The following is a 22214-nucleotide window of genomic DNA, read 5'->3' as shown; positions in this document are numbered from 1 at the left end:
CGGCCGCTTTCCTTGACGCTGATGCGTTTTGGGATTTCGACGACGGCTTCCGCCTCGACAGTCATATGGCTTGCCTGAGAGCCGTCTGCAGTTCAAGGCCTGACCTGACATGGCCTCACCTGTCATTGCACGACACCGGCCTTGCGGAACCCGTCCACAGCGAGTTCGAAATCGGCAATGACTGCTCTATCATGCTTTCGGACGTTCGACACTGTCACGCCGAGCGGCCGCTCTGGGTCAAACTTTGCCGTTTAAGGCGGCGCCCCGGAACGGGCAACTTGCGCCATATCCGGACCTTGCCAGTGATGCCGTGAATGTTAAGTCTCGGCTCCGATGCGGACGTTCCGCCCGAGTTCAAAGACTGACCGCGACCGTTCTCCTTCGCATCGACAGCGCCAATAAGCTGCGTCCCACATCCTACTCCTTGCGTCCATGGAAGGGTCGTTGTGAACCAAGCCCTACTGCCCGGGCTTGTGGGAAAGCCGATCCAGCGCGTCTCGAAGCGCAGTGGCGGCATCGTCACGCTCGTCAGCGGACATCAGCTCCGGTTCAAGTTCCAGCCTGAAGTGCGGCAGCTCGGTTCGAACGGCGTGACAAGCGCCGGCTAGATTGGCCTTCAGATCGATGACGCGGTAGGTGGCGACGGGATAGGCGATCCCCTTGACCTGGACATGCCCCATCTCCTCACAGTCGATCGTGTTCTTCACTTGCGCAAACGTCTCGTAGGAAATGAGGACGGTCCCCGGTGGCGCCTCCTGTTCCAGGCGCGAGGCGAGATTCACGGCGCCGCCGATTATCGTGTAATCCATCCGGTCCTCGCTGCCGAAGTTACCGACAGTGCAGTAGTCGGTATGGATGCCGATGCGGCAGCGCAGCGGTGTCTCAATTCCAATGTCACGCCAGATTTCGGCAAGTTCGCTCATCCGCTTTTGCATGGTGAGAGCCATCTGCACACACGCCAGCGCGTCCTCCTTGACGCCGCGCGTCTCAGGGTCGCCGAAAAACATCAGGATCGCGTCGCCGACATATTTGTCGATCGTCGCGCCGTGATCCGAAGCAATTTTCGACATTTCCGTCAGATAGTGATTGAGGAGCTGGGTGAGATCCTCGGATTCCATTTTGTCAGTGGTCTCGGTAAAGCCGGCGATATCGGAGAAGCATATTGTCAGTTTCTTCCGCTGGCTGGCGATTCTAACGTCTTGGCGGCCGGCGAATATCGAGCTGTACACTTGCGGCGCCAGGTATTTGGCCAGCTTGTTGGAAAGCGCCTCGAGAGCCGTGGATTTCTCTGCGAGGTTCTCCTCTCGTTGCTTCAGCTCAGTGATGTCCGAATAGACCGCGACCGTGCCGCCGGCGGTGATCCGCCGCTCGCTTATCATGATCCATCGCCCGTCGCCTCGCCGCTGCACCCACGGTTCGCCTGGGTTGCGGTGCCGGGAGAGCCGCTCGGCGACCCATTCCTCGAGCCGCCCCTCGGCATCCTTGATGTAGCCGCGCTCAGCGGATCGGCGAATAATGTGCTCGAATGTCGTGCCGGGCATCAGTTCGATCGCAAGGTCGCTGTAGAGCAGTTCGCGGTAGCGGCTATTGCTGAGGACAAGCCGGTCCTCCCCGTCGTACAGCGCGAATCCCTCGGAGATACTCTCGATCGCATCGATGAGCCGTTGGCGCGCCTCAGCGACATCGCGCAGGTTCTTTTCCTCGACCTCGACTGCGGTGTCCCGGAAGAGCCTAAGCGCTTCGGCCATCCGGCCGATCTCGTCGCGGCCCGCGGCAGGCAGCGGCGCACGAAGATCGCCGCCGGCGATTGCGAACATGCTTTGGCTCACCTCTCCCAGACGGGCGAGAAGGCTACGGTCGACATAGAGCCAGACAACCAGAACGGAACTCAAGAGGGTGAGAAAGGCGGAGCCAAGGACAACTCCGGTACCGTAGCGCTGGACCGTCGCGGCTTCGAGACCGGACGCGGTGATCTCGCGGTCTGCCGCGGCGACCAGGCGATCGACGGCAGCGGTGAGACTGCGCGACAGCCGATTGTTTTCGGCCAGAAGCTTTTCGCCCTCTGCGAGCACTGCTAGCTCGTCCTTGCGCGCCTTCGGGATGCTGTTCCCGCCGTCGATCAATGCCTTGAACTCGCCGACCCGCTGTTGGAAACGGGTTCGCAGCCTCTCGTCGATCTCGGTGGAAACCGTGTCGAGAACGGCGAGCGACCGGCGCAGCGGAAACAGGATCAACGTCAGATCGTCTGGCGTTGGCGCGTCCGTCGTCTTGACCAGCACGTCATTGACCGCCGATATCTCCTGCTGCGCTTTCTGCTGCGGAATGTAGGCCGCAATTGCCTGGACCAGGTCGGCCGCCGCCGCCGCACCGCGATCCGGCGCGAGCGACGTGTCGGCTGTAACCGCCTGCCATTGCTGGAGCTTGGAATTCATCACGAGGATACCGGGCGCCACAAGACGCTGGCTTGCATTTGTCGTAGCCGACAAGCGGCGTAACAGTTCTTCTTTGCGCGCCACCACTGTGAGGCGGGCGACAACAAGGTCGTCGAGGGCGTTGAGGTTGCGCCGCAGACCAAGAACTGCAGCCTCGATCTCAGCCACCACCGCCGTGCTAAGCGTGGCACCTTTGAGTGCGGCAAGCAGTTCCTCGAGGCGCGTCATCTCGACCCCGACCGCGGCGGAAACCTCGCCGTGCTGAGCTTTGCTGGTCGAAGTAAGTACGGCGGGCGCAGAGGCGGCTACCCGCTCTGCCTGGCGCGACAGCTGGAGGGACGCGAGCGCCAACGGTACCCGATCCTTGGTGATGCGGTCGACGACCTCTCCTACCTGGAGGAAGGCATAGAGAGCGGCCGCTGTCGCGAGTACGGCGAAGGTGCTGATGCCGAAAAAAGCGAGCAACAGACGGCCACGTATGCCGAAGCGTTCAAGCATAACGGCGACACATAGCTCTGAACGGTCCAGCTAACTCGATCTCCATCAGCTGTCTCAAGCGGCGACGGCATCGGCGGTCCTTATTCGACCGGCACGTACTCTCCACCTCGCCAGACGTACCATACCCAGTTTTGGCTCGTGAGATCGCCCTTGTTGTCAAAGTCGATACGGCCCAACACAGTATCAAATTGATTGCCGCGCAGCGCCGCTATCACGGCTTGGAGCTCTAGTGAGCCGGCCTTGTCCACTGCCTGCGACCAGGCCTGGACGGCGGCGTAACTGAGCAGCGTGTAGCCTGCGGGCTCGAAGTTTTCAGCCCGGAACCGCTCGACGACCGAGGCGGCTTCGGGATTTCGGCGAGCGTCCGCGGGGAACGTGAAGAGGGTACCCTCAGCCGCGGGGCCGGCGATCAAAGCAAATTCCTCGGTCGCCATGCCATCGCCTGAGACTAGCTGAACCGTGTAGCCGCGGTCGCGCGCAGCGCGAACCATGAGTGCGACCTCGGCATGATATCCGCCGACATATGCCACGGCGATGTTCGCAGCCTCTAGCGCAGCGATCTCGGCCGAATAGTCGTTCTTCGCGGGTGTGTATTCCTCGTAGATCGCTTCGACTACGCCGCGCTTGTTCAGCTGTTTTCGAGTCTCGTCAGCAAGACCCTTTCCATAAGTGGTGCCGTCATGAAGGATCGCAATCTTGCTGTTGCTCCAATGCTCGGCCAGGTAGTTGCCGGCCACGATCCCCTGCGTGTCGTCGCGACCAATGACTCGAAAAACGTTGGCGCGGCCTTGTTCAGTCAACAGCGGATTGGTTGATCCTGGTGAAATCTGCAAAACGCCCGCCGCCTCGTACACCTTCGATGCTGGGATCGAGGCTCCAGAGCAGTAGTGCCCGACGACGAGCACCACACCATCACCCACCAGTTTCTGGGCTGCGGCGACCGCTTGCTCGGGATCACAGAAGTCGTCGGCCGTGATGAGCCTCATCTGCTGGCCGAGTACGCCACCCGTCGCATTGATGTCGGCCACGGCCATCTCGGCGCCACGCTGCGCCTGCTCGCCGAACCAGGCGAGCCGTCCCGTCATCGCAGATGAAACCCCAATCAGCACCTCCGCCCGCGCGGAGCTGAACGCGGCCGCGAGAACTAAGATCGCCATGGCGATGATGCGGTGCATGTGTGCACCCCCTTAACTGTAGCTTACGCCAATCCCGTCAGAGCCGACAGCCCCTTCGGCAAGCGCGGCTGTCTCGGCGGCGTTCGCGGATCCGACAACTATTGCGCCTTCAACAATGCCTGCCCGCAGCGCCCTGCCACCGGACCCACACTGATCGCTCGATGCCCATTTGCGCTCCCGCTTGCCGGTCGACGACTATCGGTGCATCCTTGCGAATAGCCTGGCCGTGAAGTGCGTGGCGAGGTCACGCCGGGACGGCCTCTAGTGAGGTCTTGTTCGATGGACTGCTCGGGCTGCGGTTTCGAGGTTGAGGGCGGTTACGCCTTCTGTCCGAGGTGTGGCAGGCGCCAGCCCGTGCCATGCGCCAGTTGCGGCTACCCCTGCGCACCTGATTTCGAGTTCTGTCCGAAATGTGGGGCAAACGTCGGTGCGCCCGCAAAAGTCGTCGAACGGCCTGCTCCGACACCAAGCCGGACCATTGTGCCGCCTTCTCGAACTCCATCGATGCTTCCGGACATCGAAAGCGAAGAAGGGCTGCATCCCTTCTCTGACGCCGATCGCCGGACGGTAACGGTCCTGTTCGCCGACCTTTGCGGCTTCACGACGCTCAGCGAGCAGCTCGACCCCGAGGTCATGCAAGCGCTGCAGAACAAACTGTTCAAGGAATTGACGGCGGCCGTGCGAAACTTTGGTGGTTTCGTCGACAAATTCATCGGCGATGCACTGCTCGCGTTGTTCGGTGCGCCGGTCGCGCATGAGGACGATCCCGAACGTGCCCTTCGCGCCGCTCTCGACATGATCGCCCGGACGGCGCGGCTCGGCGAAAGCACCCCCCACTCCGGCTCGCCTCTGTTGCTCCACATCGGCATAAACACTGGTCCGGTCGTTACTGGCGGATTGGGCATCGGCACCGCCAAATCCTATTCGGTGACCGGCGACACAGTGAATACGGCGCAACGCCTGCAATCGCTGGCCGCACCGGGTGAGGTGCTGGTAGGCGAGCTCACTCACAGACTGACCCGGCATGCCTTCTCTTACGAGTCGCTGGGTGATGTCGTGTTTCGCGGCAAGGCTGGCAGTGTGCTCGTCCATCGACTGGATGCACCGCTTGCGACGCCGCGTGCAGCGCGTGGGCTCGAGGCGCTCGGCCTCAGTGCGCCGATAATAGGTCGTGGTGCGGAGCTCAGTAGAATGATGGCGAGCCTTGACCAGGCGTGCAGCGGCTCGGCCCAACTCGTCCGCCTCGTCGGAGAAGCCGGTATCGGGAAATCGCGGCTGGTGAAGGAGTTCGTCGCCCGCGTCGGCGACGAGGATCGTTTTCGCAACGTCGCCGTGCGGCTGGCCACGTGCTCACCGCTGGGCGAACAATCATTTGGCGCCTTGGGCGCAGTGGTGCGCAGCGCTGCCGGGATGATGCAAAACGACAATGGGGACGAAATGCGGGGGAAGCTCGCAGGCTTGCTTACCGATCTCGGCCTGCAGGGCGAGGAGGCGAAGCGGCTGATGCCTTTGCTCTACCATGTGCTCGGCCTTGGCGACCCCGATGCCACCTTGCAGCATGTCGAACCCGAGCAGCTGCGGCGGCAAATTCTCTACGCAGTCCGCACAATCATCGAACGGCGGCTTGCGTTGTCGCCGCTGTTGATTGTCGTCGAAGACCTGCACTGGGCTGACGCCGTGTCGCTTGAGGCACTACGTTTCGTGATGGACAGGTTGGAGCGCACGCGGTTGATGTTGCTGGTCACGCATCGTCCGGCGCCGGATAACGACCAGCTCGACTCAAGTCGGGTCAGTCACACAGCGCTCAGGCTTCCGCCGCTCAGCAGTGATGACGGACGCAGCCTGCTGGCGGCGCTTTTCGGCGAGAGCTGGGTAAACTCCGCAGGAGGGCTTCTCGACCAGATTCTCGAGCGCGCGGGCGGCAACCCCCTTTTTTTAGAGGAGATCGTTCGCGGCCTTATCGATCGCGGTGTACTGATGCGAGAGGGCCAGCGATGGCGGACTGTGGCAGGCGAAGTCGCAACCGGCATCCCCGCCACTATCCAGGCAATGTTGCTTGCCCGCGTCGACCGGCTGCCCCAAGAGGTGCGCCGGTTGGCCCAGGAGGCCGCGGTAATCGGCCCGCGCTTCGATGCCACACTTCTGAAAACTGTGACAACCGACCCCGGCCGGCTCGAAGCCGGCTCCGAACTGCTTTGCGATGCGGAAATCATCGAGGAAGTTGCCGGATCAGGCTCGGTCTCGTCGCAAAGCTACCGCTTTACGCAAACATTGCTGCAGGACGTGATCTACCAGAATCTACTCCTGCAACGGCGGACCGACATCCACGGGCGGGTCGGAGCTGCCTTGGAGCAACTGTTCGGCGACAAGCCGGAGCGGCTCGAGGATTTGACCGTGCTCGGTCATCATTTCGCACAGAGCGCCGAGCGGGAGAAGGGCGCGCATTACCTGCAGGCGGCGGGCGATCGCGCTCGCATGATATACGCCAACGACGACGCCCTTCGTTTCTACGAGCGAGCACTGACTGCGTTGGGCGCGATCGGGCAAACACCGCTCAAACTGGCAATTGCAGAGCGCATTGCCGATTTGAGCGGCCCGGCAGGCCGCCGCGAGATCGCGCACCACCATTACGAAACGGTGTTGCAGGTATACCGCGAGTCGGCCAATCGCGTCGCGTCGGCGCGAGTTTTACGCAAGATCGGTCGGCTGCTCTGGGACGTCGGCAAGCGGGACGACGCAGAATCCCGCTATGCTGAAGCGGCAGCGCTCCTCGATGGAGCGGATGCCCCGATCGAGCAGGCGCATCTCTGGCAAGAACGTGGCCGACAGGCGTTCCGTAGCGGAGATCACGCTCTCGCGGCAAAATGGGCAGACGCGGCGCTGGATTGCGTACGCACTCTGACAACGGAGCATGTCTCCGAGGTAGGGCGTGATGCCACCCTTGTGACCGCCGAGGCACTCAATACCAAGGCTGTTGCGCTGGCTCGCCTTGGGCGAAACCGTGAGGCCGTGCGTCAGGTTGAGCATAGCATTGAATTGGCCGAAGCCGCCGGTCTACTGGGCGCGGCCTGCCGCGGCTACACCAATCTCGGCGTGCTTTACACGACCATCGATCCGGCGCACGCGATGGAGGTCTGTCGGCGCGGTCTTGAAGTGGCGCGCCATATTGGTGATTTGGGTTTCCAGGCGCGCCTCCTCGCCAATCTGGCGGTCGCTTGTTGTACTTTCACGGATCGCTGTCCAACGGAGGGCGTACCTGCTGCCGAGAAGGCCATCGAGATCGACCGGGCGCTCGACCAGCGCGAGCACCTGCCGGTGCCGTTGATCGTGCTTGGGCAGATCCACCAGTGCAACGGGCGTCCGGAGCTGGCGGTTGGCTTGTTCCACGAAGCACTGGACGTAGCCCGCGAAACGGGCGAACCCCAACTGCTGTTTCCGTGCTATGATGGTCTTGCAACGCTTAATCTCGACCTCGACAATCTGGCCGAGGCCGAACGCTACTTTTCCCTGGCGCAGGGTATATGCGCCCAGCACGGGCTCGACCCGGAAGCGCTTGTGGTGCTGCCTTTTCTCGACTAGCCGGGGTTGGAGGTGGAAAATGTCCGCGCGTAGTGACTTGGTACCGCTTCAACCGGGCGACCGTGCGCCGAACTTGATACTCGACGCCATTACCCAGGAAGGCAAGATCGCGCTTGACGACTTTCGCGGCCAAAAGCCGGTGCTGGTCGGCCTGTTTCGAGGTCTGCATTGTGCGTTTTGCCGGCGCCATATCGCCGCCCAGGCGCGGCTTGATCCGGAGCTGCGCGAAAAGGGCGTGGAGAGCCTGACGGTGGTCAACACGCCAATCGAACGGGCGCGTCTCTATTTCCGCTACCATCCGATGCCGAATCTGCTTGCGGCCTCCGACCCTGAACGCGCTTCACATCGTGCTTTTGGACTGCCCAATCTCGAATTCACCCAAAACGAGACGAACTGGCCGTACAAGGTCTCGATGGCAGCGGCAAAGGATATGCGGGTCGATATACCAGGCGAGTTGCCCGGTCCTATGGACCCCATTGCGGCCAGCGAAATCCTTAATAAGAGGGACCATTACGAACTGACCGAAGCCGACGAGCAGATGATGGCAACGGGACACGGACAACTGGTCGGTCAGTTCCTACTGGATCGGCAGGGGATCGTCCGCTGGAGCTTCACGGAGGTTCCAGAGGGCGGGCGATACATGTTTGGGGCGCCAAGCCCGCAGGAGCTGATGTCAGCCGTGTCCCAAGTGGCCCAATAGACTTGCGAACGAGGTAAACGGGCGCGGCACTGAACAAAAAGCGGAACCAATTTGTTACAAATCTAACATTGGCCTCGACGAGCCAGAATGTACGGTCCTGGCAATGCTTTCTGTCGCCTCTGGACTAGCGATGTCCTCTGTGGATGGCTCCTGTATCGTGGGGTGGCTGCGACAGCACCCCTTCCAACCGTCAGAACGCTGTCGTCAACAACAACAATCTCGAAAGAGCGCGCAGCTGCGGAGCGTCTCGTCGATTGTATCTTGCGCATTGTGAGCAGGAATGATGACACTGACAAGCTCACCGTTCATTCGAGCACGGCCTCGATACGGGCAACAAAGTAATCGAGCGAGCGATCCCCGCGAATCTCGATCCGCGGAAGGTCGATGGGATCGCAATCGAGGTCCGCCGGCCCGTGTCTGCCGCCGAAGCCGATCCGATAGCCGCACTCCTTGGCCAGCCTGCCAAGCCGTCGGTCGGTGACCGAGAAGGGTGCCGCGAACGCCGTGGTTGGCCGACCGGTCCACCGTTCGATGAACATACGAGAGCGCAGGAGTTCGGCGGCCAAGTCAGAGCTCGACAGACCATCGATCGCGCGATGCGTCGCCAGATGGCTTCCGAAGAACGCACCTTCGCCGGCGAGGCGTCGCACTGTCCTGGCGTCCATAAGCTGCGTCGGCGGGCCACTGTAGGCGTCCCACTGTGCACTTTCACCCACCAGGTCCGTCACCAGGAACACTTCCGCGGTCAGGTCGTTCGCGCGCAAGGTCGGCCAGGCATGGTCGGCAAAGTTCTGGAAGCCGTCATCGAAGGTGATGAGCACTGGGCGGCCAACGAAAGGCTGACGGTTGGCGATGAACCATTCCAGCTGCTCGGACCTAATCGCGTGAAAGCCATTGGCGCGCAGCCATGCCATTTGGCTGGCGAATGCGGCGGGGGTGAGCCGAAAACGGGCGAGCGCGGCCGGACCTTCATCGGAGACGCTGTGATACATGAGGACGGGGATACGCTGTCGCCGCTCGCTACGTGCGACGTCGCGGCGCAAGGCCCGCGCCCCACCCCAGACGATTTTTCGCGCGACCCCGATTTCGACGGGCGCGCGGATTGGCACATGATCAATCGTCGGTTCCGTCGCCACGTAGCCTGGTGACAGGCGGCGGAAGCGGTCTATGCGGTAGAGTTCGGTCTGGATCGATTGCTCGAGGACGAGGCCGTCGGTCGCTGCCAGCGTCTCTGAGATCGCTTGTGCACCGAATGTATTCCAGTCGAAGCCCGTCCTTTCAACATTGTCACGTAGCACGAACGCGTGTGCGCTGATGAAACTGCCGCCAGGCGCCAACGCCTCAACGAGTTTTTTGGCGATGCGCCGCAACTCGGCGAGATCATCCAGGTAGTAGAGCACTTCCGAACAGACGATCAGATCCATCTCACCCGGCAGCGTGTCGGCGGAGAAATCCAGTACGCCGAACTCAACGTTCGGCTGATCGCCGCATCGCGCGCGCGCCCGCCCGATGGCTACGGCGGAGATGTCAGTTGCGGTCAAATGGCCCACCCGCGGCGCCAGCTGACGCGTGAAGTGGCCCTCCGCGCAGCCCAGCTCAAGCGCCCATCCGATGGGACCGGCAGGCAAAATTTCGAGCTGCCGCTCATATTTTTCCTGCTCATAGGGCGAGCCGTAGTTCCAGGGATCCTCGGTCGCGAAATGGCGATTCCAGAAAGACGTGCGATCATTGTCGTGCCCATCCGCGGCCCGTGCACGGCGCGGCGCTGCTAGAGGCTCTGTAGCTTCGGCGCTCGACCCAACCAGCGCCTGCGCTTCCGCGGCCAATCCCGCGAGTTTGCCGAAATGGCTGTCCCGATCAGACCGGCGTCCCGCTATGGACAACAATGCCTCGGCTGCAAACATGTCTGACTTGTCGGCACCGACGCCCTTTTGCGGTGCATGTACAGGTGATCGCCTCGCAAGCGGCGCGGCACTGTGCATAAGCCGCTCAGGGGGCACGAAATTCAGGATCAACTCAGTCCAATGACGCCTTGTCACTTTCCCGAGTACGCCGAACTGTACGAAAGCCTCGATCTGGCCATCCATCATCAGATAAGCATAAATTTGATCGATTCCTTCCGGAAGCTCGATCGAGGTCGGATTTCGAGCGTCGACGCGAATGCCGAGTGTCCGCGCCAGTTTGCGCGGCGCGGCAAGATCGTCGAAGTCGAGAAGCATTTGCTCGAGGTGATACTGGACGCGGCGACCCGCTACGGGATCGTCCCAGACCTTGCCGAGTTCGATGATCAATTCGGTGAGGGAGCCGCCGAACCTGTCCCACTTGGCAGCCAATTGCGCTGGCACCGATAGGCTTCCTACCATAAGGCCATCGAAGACCACCTTGGCGATCTCACGCGCCCACTTACGTCCTGCCGGGAGCGCGCGCAGGGACTGCGGGTTGATCGAGCGCGAGCCGCAGCCGCAATCCGATGCGGCGTTCCACAACGCGAACCACGCGAGTGCTTCGGAAGCGGTGCGGCCGTTCGCTTCGATCGCTCCATTGGCGTGAGCCGATGCTGGGTGTTTGACCCTGGGATCAGCAGAAAAACCGCGGGCGATCACGATTTCCGCATCTGCCAGCATCTGCGTCGAATTGCGGCTGAGCGAGTTGGGGCTGACCCGATGGAAAGCGAGCGGCTCGTCGACCATCACCCAATTTTTGCCTAGACGTGCGAGGCGCTGCCACAGATCCCAGTCCTCGCAGGTGCGCAGCGACACATCGAAACCGGCCAACTCGACAATTGTCTCCCGGTCGACCAGCAGCGCGTGAATGGCGATGGCACACCGGCGGGCGAATGTCTCGAAGGGCTGGATCGCAACCTCCGTTGCGATGCTCGACGGGGTGAGTTCGCCATCGGGCATCACGCGCCGAGAACCGCAATAGGCGGCGACCGCATCGGGCGCTGCTTCAAGTGCGGCCAGCATTTTCGCAAGGAAGCTGGCATCCACCCAATCGTCCGCATCCAAAAACATGAGCCAGTGGCCGCGCGCTGTCGAAATCCCGCTATTGCGCGCGCCGGCGGCGCTGTACGCGCAAGAGCTTAACGTCCGAAATCGGGCATCGTGCTCCACATAACCGGCGATGATCGCGGGGGTGCGGTCCGTGGAGGCGTCGTCGACGATGATCGCCTCCCAGTCCATTATTTCCTGATCGAGAAGGCAATCGAGTGCGCGCGCCAGCGTTACCTCCGCGTTGTGCGCAGGAACCACGATTGAAACCAAGGGATTAGGCGCCACGCCGTCTTACTCGCGCCCGGTTCGAAGGTAGAACAAGATGCGTCGATCTTTCTCGGCATAGGCCGTCACAATCGACGCCGATCAGTCCATCGACCCATCGTCTACCACGACTATATCCAGTATCTGGTAGGTCTGCCGGCGGATGCCGGCAAGCGTTGCGCCGACGGTTTGCTCGGCATTGAGCATCGGTACCACACCGCCTTGCGGTAGCATTGTCCTGGATCATCGAGCTTTCGTTTTCTTCGGCAAGAGTCGGCGAATGTCAAAACCGGATGACGGCATCGGCTGGCAGCACTGCCCTGTCAAGATCGGGGCGAATTAGAGGCAGGCGAAAAAGACTTGAAGACAGGCCGAATGGCAAGCGCGCATGCCCGACGGCTTAGACTGAGGCCGATGCGCCGCGGCATTTCCTTTCGCGCATTTCATCTGCAAAAAGATGATCGCGGGCGAGACGCGAGCGTAAGCTGATCCGGATCGAGCCGCATGTCCAAATCTACCCGAATGGGGACGCACGAAACGACTTAAGCCGAGAAGATTCCGGCTTGCGGGTCGGCTATTTTGCTGACATGTTTATCAGTTGCTAAATTAGCGCTGTGACAATGTTCAAAAGAAGGGGCATGGGATGGCCAAGGAATCTTCGAGTACCGCTTCTTCGGCAAATAAAGCGGACGCAAATCTGATAAGTAATGCAGACGGAAACGGGCTGACCTTCGTGGCGGGCCAGGCTCGCGAGAGCGGGGCCCCCGGCGACGCTGTAGGTGTCGACAAGATACGTGATCTGCTGTTCGGCAACCAGATGCAGGACTATGACCGCCGCTTTTCCAAGCTTGAAGAACGGGTCTTGCAGCGCTTCAAGGATGTCGAATCCGAGGCCAAGCGCAATCTTGAAATGTACGAGTCAAATGCAAAGAAGCAGGTCGACTCGCTTGCCGCGCAATTGCGGAACGAAAAAGACGCGCGAGCCGACGCCGACAAGGAGATTGACCGGAATCTTCGCGAGCAAAATCAGGCGCTTGAAAAGCAGGTGCGGGCGTTGTCGGATCAGTTGAGCGAGCTTGAGCGCGAAGTTGCGGACCGGATAAATCGAAACGACCATTTGCTGCGTGAGGAAATCAAGCAAAAGAATGAAAGCATTCAGATGCTGATGGAGAAAATGTTTTCCGATCTCGGCAATGTCAAGACCGACCGAAATCTTTTGGCTGGCCTGTTTGTCGAGGTTGCAAAATGTCTAAATCAGGATCCCGTCGGCAGCAAGAGCAACTCGGAGCGTACCTGGAAAGTGAGTTGATCGGAACTTGACGTCGACCGTCGACCCAATCAGCCTTCCTCAAAGAGCAGCTTCGAACGATACAGAGATTGATCGCGAGGCTCTGGCTCGCCTTTTGATCGAAATTGCCCGGAACGTTGATCCGGACTATCGTGCGCGTCTCGACGGAATCCCAACCGCCGATCCTCGCATGGAAACGCTTCGCCAGTTGCTGGTCGGCCGCGAAATTTCGGAGCTTTCACGAGTTACGCACCTGCTCGACGAACCTGAGCAGCTTGCGGCCGCAGTGGGGGGCGTCCTCCCCAGTGCAGCCGCACACGCGTCTCATGCGCAACTCGGCGAGGCCCTTGCGCCAGTTGTCGAGAGGGCTGTGCAACGGTCCATCCAGAAAAGCCCGGGCACGCTGACGGATATATTATACCCGGTGTTTCTGCCGGCTATTCGCAAGTCGATCGGCGAAAAGATCGACCAAACCTTTCAGTCGCTGAATGAAACTTTAAGACATATATTTACTTGGCATGGGCTCAAGTGGAGATTTGAAGCTTGGAGAACGGGGGCAAGCTTCTCAGAAGTTGTTCTCAGGCATTCTCTTGTCTATCGTGTAGAACACGCCTTTCTCATTCACCGCAATTCCGGGCTTTTGATCAAGCATGTAACTGCCGAAAACGCAACCAGCGAAGATCCTCAACTGATCTCTTCGATGCTTAGTGCAATTCAGGATTTTGTAAAAGACTCGTTTAACGAGAAAGAACAGAGCGGCCTTGACACTATTCGTTTCGGGGAGCTTCGTCTCTGGTCGGAAGTTGGACCGTTTGCGACCCTGGTTGCGGTGATCCGGGGAAATCCGCCGGAGGAATTACATGAAATAATTCGCGATGTATTGCTTCGCATCCATGATGAATACTCACAGGCTCTAGAGCAGTTTGACGGCGACAGTTCGCAGTTGGCTGGCGTCGAGACGCAGTTGCAGACCTGCGTTGAACTGAAGCAGGAGGAATCAAACCAGGGATTTCCGTGGCTGGTAGTGGCTGCAATCCTGCTGGTTTTGATTCCTGCGGGCGGTTGGTTCTTTCTTTCCTGGCAATCCGGGCAGCGTTGGCAGGCGTATGTGTCGCGACTGGGGACCCAGCGGGGCATCATCGTTGCCGAACAAAAGGTGCGCGATGGCCAATTCTATATTGCCGGCCTGAGAGACCCGCTTGCCGCCGACCCGCAGTCGCTGTTGGCCGGAACGCAGGTCGATCCCGCCCGCGTTCATTCACGCTGGCAATTCTATCAGAGCCTCGAGCCGGAGTTCGTGTTGAAGCGGCTAACGGCGTCGCTGGTTCCGCCGGATTCAGTACGACTTTCGATCGTCAATCATCGCATCGTTGCCGAGGGTGAGGCTCCCGACACCTGGATAGATCGCGCACGCGCAGCGGCCCGACAGCTTTCGGCAGGCGGACCGGAATTCGACATCTCCAGAGTTCGTGATGTGAGCCCCGAAGCACGCGCGGCGGAGCACTGGCAGACTTATCTGTCGCGATTGGAGGCCCAACCGGGAATCATCGTCGCCCAACAAACGGCGAGGGGCGGACATTTCTATATTTCCGGCCTGAGAGACCCGCTTGCCGCCGACCCGCAGGCTCTGCTGTCCGGAACGGAGGTCGATCCCGCCCGCGTTCATTCGCAGTGGCAATTCTATCAGAGCCTTGATCCGAAGTTCGTGCTGAAGCGGCTGATAGTGTCGCTGACCCCGCCGAAATCGGTTCGGCTTTCGATCGTCGAGGATCACATCGTTGCCGAGGGTGAGGCTCCCGACACCTGGATAGATCGTGCGCGCGCAGCGGCCCGACAGCTTTCGGCAGGCGGACCGGAATTCGACATCTCCAAGGTTCGTGATGTGAGCCCCGAAGCACGCGCGGCGGAGCACTGGCAGACTTATGTGTCGCGACTGGAGGCCCAAGCGGGAATCATCGTCGCCCAACAAACGGCAAGGGGCGGACATTTCTATATTTCCGGCCTGAGAGACCCGCAGGCCGCCGACCCGAAGGCTTTGCTGTCCGGAACAGGGGTCGATCCTGCTCGCGTTCATTCACAGTGGCAATTCTATCAAAGCCTTGATCCGAAGTTCGTGCTGAAGCGGCTGATGGCGTCGCTGGCTCCGCCGAAATCGGTTCGGCTTATGATCATCAAGGATCGCATTGTTGCCCAGGGTGAGGCTCCTGCCGCATGGATAGATCGGGCGCGGGTCGCCGCCCAACAGCTGTCCGCGGACGGACTCTCTCTAGAAATCTCCGAGCTGCGTGAGTTGACCCCTCCGCAACTCACTCATTTGAGGGAGGCTATTCAAGCGGTCAACATTTTCTTCGATTCTGGCAAGGCTGTACCGGGACCAGAGCAACTGCCGGTTCTCGACAATTTGGCGAATCAGTTGAAGCAATTGGCCAAGGACGCCCGCAACGCAGGCGTGACAGCACAGTTCATGTTGACCGGCCATTCGGACGAGACGGGCCGTGAAACGGCCAAATTGTCGATCAGCGCCGCGCGCGCGGAAACAGTTCGTGCGCTTCTCAAGAAGCGCGGCGTCGATCCGGAGTTGCTCTTGGTTCGCGGCGCGGGCACCTTTGAGCCAGCGGAGATTGAAAATAGCCGAACGGGGAACTCCGCCAACCGCAGAGTTTCGGTTACGGTAAACTTCCACTAGGGCGGAGCCCAGGAAATTGCAAAAGAAGATCTGCATGTTGGGCGGGTTCGCTGTCGGAAAGACGAGTCTGGTTCGCAGGTTTGTGCAAAGCATCTTTTCAGAAACCTACTTGACCACGGTGGGAGTGAAAATCGACAAGAAGAGTGTCGCATTCCCGGACAAAACCGTGGATCTGATTTTGTGGGATTTGGCCGGCGAAGACGATATCGGCTCATTCCGCGTCAGCTATGTGCGAGGTGCGAGCGGGCTCGTGCTTGTCGTCGATGGAACCCGCGCCGCCACTCTCGCCGTGGCGCTCACGTTGCGCGAGCGGGCCGAGGCTGAATTCGGCGCTATGCCGTTTGTATTGCTGCTCAACAAATCCGATCTGGCCGATCGGTGGGCAATATCGGATAGTGAAATTAACGAACTGAGGCAACTTGGATGGCAAATCTATCTAACAAGTGCGCTTTCGGGTGAACATGTTGATGATGCGTTTCGTCAGCTTGCTTCGATGGTCGCAAAATAGACCATGCATGAATTGCCAAGAGAAGTCAGAAGCTGGATTTACGATTTCTTCTACAACGAGCGCTCCGTCGCATATCTGAAAATCGACGCCCAGCTTTGCATAGCTGCGAAGGGCGGCAACGTTAAACATTACGGACTCTCATCAGTTCGCATAGGTAAGCCTGTTGCCGAGCAGCTTGAATTCATGGAAGGTTTGCTGCCCTGCCCGGAGCTTCCATATCATATGGCCATGGTCGAACTGCCCAGCGGGCGTGTCGCGGACCTCCATCTTTTTGCTGACAATGCCTGCGTGTGGCTGCTCTTTCTTGACGCCACTGCCGAACGCGACAATAGGCAGCGACTTCAACAGAAGGCTTATGAAATGACGCTCCTGCAAGAGAGGGAGCGTCAACTCAACGAGAAATTACAATCGATGAACGAGGCGTTGAGGGCGAGCCAAGAGGGATTGTCGCGTGAATACCAGCGCGCCGAAGCCCTGCTCCTCAACATTCTTCCGGCGTCTATCGCGGAGCGGCTAAAAGCGCACGAAGAAATTGCAGACAACTACGCAGAGGTGAGTGTGCTTTTTGCCGACATCGTCGGTTTTACGGAAAGAGCGCGGAACGTCGGAGCCGTGACGACGCTCGCTATTTTAAATTACTTCTTCAAGGCGGCGGATCTGCTCTCGGAGCGATACGGCTGCGAAAAGATCAAGACAATCGGCGATTGTGTGATGGTGGTCGCTGGCCTGCCCGCCGCGCGATCCGATCATGCGGAAGCCCTTACGCACTATGCACTTGAACTGCGGAAGGCGGTTAAGCTCGAACGCTTCGCAGGAGAACCGATAAGACTCAGAATTGGAATTCACTCAGGACCAATCGTGGCGGGCGTTATAGGCAAAAGGCGGTTTGCCTATGACCTATGGGGCGACACCGTTAATCTCGCCGCACGTATCCAAACGTCCGCGGAGCCCGATGAAATCCGTATTTCGGATGCAACTCATCAACTGCTTGGACAAAATTTTGCTTGCGACCCACTCGCGGAAACGGAATTGCGTGGTACAGGTCGTGTGCGAATGTGGCGGCTCCCGGGGGAAATCGGATCCTGATATCTGACGTCGCCATCGTTCTTCCCTGCACGGTCATGCGCCCAGTTTCCATCACATAGCCTCGGTCGGCGATGCCCACCGCGGCATACGCGTTCTGGCCTGGGGGATCCTGGTGCCGGGTCTTTTACGCCCAGCATCACGGATGCGCAGTTCATATAACGGCTGGAGGCTGGGCCTAGGTCGGAATGCCCTCCCCCGGCGGCTAAGTAGACACCGCGAAGTACCCGGCGTAACGGTCTGGGTCGAAACGATGACGTCTTGCACCGCAACATCGGTTTCTTCAAGGTAGGGCAACAACGGACATAGATGTCGTTGCTAGCCGATCTGACCGGAAGGTTAACAGCACGATGCCACGCATCACTCGACGATTGGGGGCCAGGAACCTGGCGCGCCTGGCACGGCGTCTCGGAGACCTGACTGCGATGTTTGCCCTGATTGCCAGGCCGCTCGTCTTTGGGATCGCCCTTTTGTTGACAGGTCAGGCACAGGCGCAGGCGCCGGCGACCGCCCCGCCTGAAAGGGTCAAACAGCTGCTCGACCTTCTCGACGATCCGTCAGTGAAGGCCTGGGTGGCCGAACAGCGAAATCAGGACGCCGGGTCAACGGGAGCGCCTGCCGAGACAGGAGTTTCGCCGACCGACGCATCGTCCGGCGCCGTGGCCGCACCCGGCCAGATGAATACGATGGCATCCTCGACGCTCGATGGGATCAGGCATCATATCGAAAGAATCGTGCGAACTTTGCCCTTGCTGCCAGGCCAGTTCGCGCGCGTTCGGGCAGAGACGATGGAGGATATGTCCAGCAAGGGGTCAGCCGCCGTATTTGTGCTGATTGCGATGTTCATCGCTGCCGGCCTGGCACTCACTTGGGCAACGTTCAAGTTCACCCGTCCATTTCGTCTTTGGATTATCGCGCAACCGAAGGATACGCCGATTGGGCGAGCCAAGAAGATTGGTGGTCGCATGCTTTATTCCAGCATGCTGATCGTCTCTTTCGCACTGGGCAGCGCCGGCGCGTTCATGTTGTTCGACTGGCCAATGCTTATCCGCGAGATTGTACTGACATTTCTGATGGCGGCAGTCGTTACATGGGGTGTGCGCATGTACGTCATGGCCACGCTCGTCCCTTCCTTCATGAACGTCGAGAACGCCGTCGAGGTTCGTGCTTTGCCGATCACCAACGAAGCGGCTGACCATTGGTCCTATTGGCTACCCCGGATCGTCGGCGTCTTCGCCTTCTTCGGCGCCGCGTTTATCCTCTTGCCAGGTCTCGGCATCGATCAGGACGGAATGATGGTCCTGTCACTGGGCGCCGACTTCGTGCTGCTGGTGCTCCTGCTGCTCGCGATTTGGCGTCGGCCAAGAACGCAGCGAGACGGTGCGCGCCACATCGGTCACACGGAAGCGACATGGCTATTGACTGCTTATTTCGTCGTCCTGTTCCTGCAGCGCATCGCCGGCCTTAATACATACTTCTGGTTTACCTTCGCCGCATTCTTCCTGCCTTTTGCAATCGTGATGACGCAGCGCGGGGTTAATTTCGTTCTGCGACCAGGTTCGGAAGATGTCGGCCGGCCTACGATCCCGGCGGTGACGATCGCTGTCATCGATCGCGCAATCCGAATGATTTTCATCTTGGCGGCGGCTTACTTTCTCGCACGTGTCTGGGGTCTGGACATGCAATCCATGCGGGACAGCGATACGACGACGACGTTCATATTGCGCGGCTTGGTCAATGTCGTGGTCATTGCCCTAGCAGCCGATTTCGGCTGGTCGATCATCAAAGCTTTGATCGAACGAAAGCTGGGCATCGAAACACCGCACCCTGTGATCAGCGACGAGGATGTCCCGGTCCTCGATCCGCAGCAGGCGCGGCTGCACACGCTCTTGCCGATCCTCCAGAACATTCTGCTCGCATCGATCATCGTGATGGCGGTGCTTATGATGCTCGCCTCGCTGGGTATCCAGATCGGCCCGCTGATCGCCGGCGCTGGCGTCGTCGGCGTCGCCGTGGGCTTTGGGGCACAAACCATCGTCAAGGACGTCATTTCAGGCGTGTTTTTCCTGCTCGATGATGCGTTCCGTGTCGGCGAATACATTTCATCGGGCAATTACAAGGGTACTGTGGAAAGCTTTTCGCTGCGCTCGGTGAAGCTGCGCCACCATCGTGGTCCGCTGTTCACGATACCTTTCGGTGAACTCGGGGCAGTCCAGAACCAGAGTCGTGATTGGGTTATCGACAAATTCAACATCACCGTTGGTTATGACACCGATATCGACTTCGCTCGCAAGCTGATCAAGCGGATCGGCCTCGAACTGGCGGAAGATCCCGAGTTCAAACACTGGGTGCTCGACCCGATCAAGATGCAGGGCGTACAGGAGTTCGGCGAATACGGCATCGTATTGAGGGTCAAGGCCACAACCAAACCGGGAGGCGCCTTCGGTATGAAACGCAAATTCTATGTACGCCTCCGCCAAGTCTTCAAAGAGCAGGGCATCGAACTCCCATTTCCGACCGTCCAGGTCCAGGGGCTACAGAACCCACATGGGGCAGAGAATGCGCCGTTGGAGATCACACCCGAGTTGAAAATGGCCGTTGCGCAGTCGCACACTATTCGGCGCAGAAAAAAAGCCAGCACACCGGAGTAGGAAAGCTGTGACACCTGCCGGTCACAGCGTCGCTTTCCGCGCATCGCCCGTGGCAGGGATACTCTTCTATCTTCAACCGTTAAGACGAAAAAGACGGTCTCGAGGCAGTCTACAACCAGAGTCCGTCCCGAGATTTACATCGGGCTGCGTAAGTTGATACAGCGGTACGCTCGAGACAGCGCCATCGGCTACCTGCCGCGCGTCAGTCACGCGATAAGGACCGTCCCGCGAGAAGCGGCGCGTACGCGGCGAGCCTGCGGGATACGAACTCGGTGAAGAGCCGCACGCGCTTTGTCTTGCGTGTCTCCCCCTGTGTGAGAAGCCAGAGCGTTCCGTACATGTGCAGGTCGGTGCCCGGCACCCTCACCAGTAGGGGGTCGGCATCTCCGACGAAGCACGGCAGTGTCGTCATCCCGAGCCCTTGCCGTACTGCAACGATCTGCGCCTCGCCGTCCGTGGTCCTGAACGGAACCCCCGTGGTACGAACCTCACCCTCGCTGGCCCAATCCGGGATGCCATGAATGCTTATGACGATCCACCGGATGGGATCAGGCGCGCCCGCACGCCACGCGGCTAGTCGATCGCGAGACATGTAGACGCCGCCGAACAGCTCCGGTCCCTTCAGGCCGTGAAGATTGAGCGGCAGGGTTTTGCGGTCGTAGACGACGCGGATCGCGACGTCGGCCTCCCGGTTGGTCAGATTTGCCAGCTCGCCGGACGACAAGATTTCCATCTCGATGTCCGGATGCAGACGCGCGAAATCGGCGAAATCCGGCATGAGCAGGTGTGTCGCGAGGGGCGGTGCCAGCGTCACCCGCAGAAGCCCGCGCACGCTCTGGTCGCGCCCGAAGACGCGCGTCTCCAGCAGGTGCGACGACACTTCCATCTGGTCCGCGAACTCGAGGACCTCCTCGCCCGCAGCCGTCAGGCGGTAGCCCGAAGGCAGCTTTTCGAACATGTGCACCCCGAGGCGTTCCTCGAGCTGGGCGACGCGTCGCAGCACGGTCGAGTGGTTCACACCGAGGCGCTCGGCGGCAGCCCGCACGGAGCCTCCGCGCGAGACGGCAAGAAAGTAGCGAACGTCATCCCAGTCGATCATGGTGCAATCCGGCACCGCGCGGTGCGCCTTCCAAAGCCCGTATCTAACACATCGAACAGCAGTACGGGCGGTCATCATAGCCTATGTCGACGAGCGCGGGCCAATTTCGAACGGCGGACGCCGATCGTCGCGGCTGGCCTCAGTCGTCCAGCCGGATCGATTTCGCACCACCGATGTGCGCGCTTCCGCACTCAACACCTGACGCCTGCGGACCCATTTCGAGGTTCTCGGAGGCAGATGCTGTCCCGACACCACGAAAGGAGAAGTCATGGGAAAGCTTGAGGGTAAGGTTGCAGTCATCACGGGTGGATCGAGCGGCATGGCGCTGGCGAGCGCCAAGCGGTTCGTTGAAGAAGGCGCCTATGTTTTCATCACGGGCCGGAGACAGGGGGCGCTGGACGAGGCCGTCAAGCTGATCGGCCGGAACGTGACCGGCGTGCGCGGCGATGCGGCCAATCTCGACGACCTCGACCGCCTGTTCGATACAGTCAAGCGGGAAAAGGGCAAGATCGACGTCCTGTATGCGAGCGTCGGCACGGGCGAAGCCGTCCCACTGGGCGAGATTACCGAGCAGCATTTCGATGCGACCTTCGGCCTGAATACGCGCGGCACGCTGTTCACGGTGCAAAAGGCATTGCCGCTGTTCAACGATGGCGGATCGATCTTCATGACCGGATCAGTTGCTTCGGTGAAAGGTTTTCCTGGTTACAGCGTGTATGCGGCGAGCAAGGCGGCGTTGCACGCATTCGCACGCGGGTGGCTCAACGAGCTGAAGGGCAGGAATATCCGGGTGAACGTGCTGCACCCGGGGCCGATCGCCACACCGATGCAGGACCAAGTTCTCGACGAGGAGGGGAAGCGGATGTTCGAATCCCTGATCCCGCGGGGAAAGATGGGGCGTCCTGAGGAAATTGCGACGGCCGCGCTGTTTCTTGCTTCAGACGATTCGAGCTTCGTGAATGGGCTGGAGTTGTCTGTCGACGGAGGCTTCTCGGCCATCTGAAATCGCGGCGGATCGCGGGAAGCGGCTGACCGGCGGGAACTAGCGTGTCCATGATGGAACGCCGGGACGTCTACGCAAAGGACGCCACACAGTAGAACGGATAACCCAGCGCCGTTGAGGGCCGGGGAATCAAGACCAATACGGATCGGAGAAGCACTATGAGCTACGCTATTGTAGGATTCGGTGCGGTAGGCCAGGCCCTCGCCCACGCCTTCGCCCGTAAAAACATCGACGTGACCGTCGCGAGCCGCCGGC

The 22214-nt window shown here is 60.1% G+C and carries 14 protein-coding genes; 9 read left to right on the top strand and 5 right to left on the bottom strand.

Annotation, left to right across the window (positions count from 1 at the left end):
• Positions 1-458 precede the first annotated feature (458 nt).
• Together NKH91_RS15330 and NKH91_RS15325 are read right to left on the bottom strand one after the other, a co-directional pair.
• Positions 459-2930, bottom strand: coding sequence for an adenylate/guanylate cyclase domain-containing protein (locus NKH91_RS15330; RefSeq protein ID WP_352590478.1), 2472 nt, complete (start codon positions 2928-2930; stop codon positions 459-461).
• A gap of 80 nt (positions 2931-3010) precedes the next feature.
• Positions 3011-4105 carry a branched-chain amino acid ABC transporter substrate-binding protein gene (locus tag NKH91_RS15325; protein WP_352482327.1) on the bottom strand — a complete coding sequence of 365 codons (1095 nt, stop codon included), beginning with the start codon at positions 4103-4105 and terminating at the stop codon, positions 3011-3013.
• 279 nt (positions 4106-4384) lie between these two features.
• Between NKH91_RS15325 and NKH91_RS15320 the strand changes: the two genes are divergently transcribed.
• Both NKH91_RS15320 and NKH91_RS15315 read left to right on the top strand, forming a co-directional pair.
• Positions 4385-7684 (top strand): ATP-binding protein, encoded by a 3300-nt coding sequence (locus NKH91_RS15320; protein ID WP_352884793.1) that lies wholly within the window; start codon positions 4385-4387, stop codon positions 7682-7684.
• 19 nt (positions 7685-7703) lie between these two features.
• Positions 7704-8384, top strand: coding sequence for a redoxin domain-containing protein (locus NKH91_RS15315; protein ID WP_023716514.1), 681 nt, complete (start codon positions 7704-7706; stop codon positions 8382-8384).
• 305 nt (positions 8385-8689) lie between these two features.
• On the opposite strand, the gene NKH91_RS15310 is transcribed toward NKH91_RS15315, so the two are convergent.
• Positions 8690-11662: a trifunctional glycosyltransferase/class I SAM-dependent methyltransferase/polysaccharide deacetylase gene (locus NKH91_RS15310; RefSeq protein WP_352884795.1), complete on the bottom strand. Its 2973-nt coding sequence runs from the start codon at positions 11660-11662 to the stop codon at positions 8690-8692.
• Between the two features lie 81 nt (positions 11663-11743).
• Positions 11744-11875, bottom strand: coding sequence for a glycosyltransferase (locus NKH91_RS15305; protein WP_084642351.1), 132 nt, complete (start codon positions 11873-11875; stop codon positions 11744-11746).
• A 409-nt stretch (positions 11876-12284) separates the two neighbouring features.
• On the opposite strand from NKH91_RS15305, the gene NKH91_RS15300 reads away from it, so the two are divergent.
• The 5 genes from NKH91_RS15300 (at position 12285) to NKH91_RS15280 (ending at position 19857) form a co-directional block, all read left to right on the top strand.
• A complete protein-coding gene (locus NKH91_RS15300; RefSeq protein WP_031193285.1) occupies positions 12285-12950 on the top strand; it encodes a DUF3450 domain-containing protein in 666 nt (221 codons plus the stop codon).
• A gap of 7 nt (positions 12951-12957) precedes the next feature.
• Entirely contained in the window at positions 12958-15615 is a 2658-nt protein-coding gene (locus tag NKH91_RS15295; protein ID WP_352884796.1) for an OmpA family protein, read from the top strand.
• A gap of 16 nt (positions 15616-15631) precedes the next feature.
• Positions 15632-16123, top strand: a complete 492-nt coding sequence (locus tag NKH91_RS15290; RefSeq protein ID WP_023716509.1) for a Rab family GTPase — start codon at positions 15632-15634, stop codon at positions 16121-16123.
• Between the two features lie 3 nt (positions 16124-16126).
• Positions 16127-17209, top strand: a complete 1083-nt coding sequence (locus NKH91_RS15285; RefSeq protein ID WP_352884798.1) for an adenylate/guanylate cyclase domain-containing protein — start codon at positions 16127-16129, stop codon at positions 17207-17209.
• 422 nt (positions 17210-17631) lie between these two features.
• Positions 17632-19857 carry a mechanosensitive ion channel family protein gene (locus tag NKH91_RS15280; protein ID WP_352884799.1) on the top strand — a complete coding sequence of 742 codons (2226 nt, stop codon included), beginning with the start codon at positions 17632-17634 and terminating at the stop codon, positions 19855-19857.
• 202 nt (positions 19858-20059) lie between these two features.
• Here the strand turns inward: NKH91_RS15280 and NKH91_RS15275 are convergent, their stop codons facing one another.
• Positions 20060-20956 carry a LysR family transcriptional regulator gene (locus NKH91_RS15275; protein WP_023716506.1) on the bottom strand — a complete coding sequence of 299 codons (897 nt, stop codon included), beginning with the start codon at positions 20954-20956 and terminating at the stop codon, positions 20060-20062.
• A gap of 268 nt (positions 20957-21224) precedes the next feature.
• Here NKH91_RS15275 and NKH91_RS15270 point away from each other — a divergent pair, with 268 nt between their 5' ends.
• Together NKH91_RS15270 and NKH91_RS15265 are read left to right on the top strand one after the other, a co-directional pair.
• Positions 21225-21959 carry an SDR family NAD(P)-dependent oxidoreductase gene (locus NKH91_RS15270; protein ID WP_352884800.1) on the top strand — a complete coding sequence of 245 codons (735 nt, stop codon included), beginning with the start codon at positions 21225-21227 and terminating at the stop codon, positions 21957-21959.
• A 158-nt stretch (positions 21960-22117) separates the two neighbouring features.
• On the top strand, positions 22118-22214 hold a 97-nt coding region (locus NKH91_RS15265), incomplete at its 3' end, for an NAD(P)-binding domain-containing protein (RefSeq protein WP_352884808.1).

The sequence above is a fragment of the Mesorhizobium sp. M0894 genome (assembly GCF_040319725.1).
In the GTDB taxonomy this organism is placed as follows: domain Bacteria; phylum Pseudomonadota; class Alphaproteobacteria; order Rhizobiales; family Rhizobiaceae; genus Mesorhizobium.
This window is presented reverse-complemented; position numbering and strand designations above follow the sequence as displayed.